This is a genomic window from Rhizobium ecuadorense, from assembly GCF_001187535.1.
In the GTDB taxonomy this organism is placed as follows: Bacteria; Pseudomonadota; Alphaproteobacteria; order Rhizobiales; family Rhizobiaceae; genus Rhizobium; species Rhizobium ecuadorense.
The window spans coordinates 1-229 of the sequence record NZ_LFIO01001821.1; the positions used below are offsets into that span (position 1 = coordinate 1).

At 60.7% G+C, this 229-nt stretch carries 1 protein-coding gene; it reads right to left on the reverse strand.

Going from position 1 to position 229, the window contains the following annotated elements; genetic code table 11:
* Positions 1-229 (reverse strand): substrate-binding domain-containing protein (locus tag AF337_RS38655; RefSeq protein ID WP_152971364.1); only part of this gene is annotated, 229 nt, incomplete at both ends.

Below are 229 nucleotides of genomic sequence, written 5' to 3' on the forward strand. Positions count from 1 at the left end.
AGGATGTTGGTCGCAGCATCGTAGGACGTCTGACGATCCCAATTTCCCGGAACGCTGGCGACGACTTCGAACTTGCCGCCTTCGCTGATTGTCGATTTGAAACCGTCGGTGCGTTGCACCGCCGCATAGACGCCGGCCTGACCTTCAATGATGGCGACCTTGCCGCCCTCGGGACGATGCTCGATGAACCATTTGGCCACGCGCACGCCGTTGTCGCGCTGGACGTTGC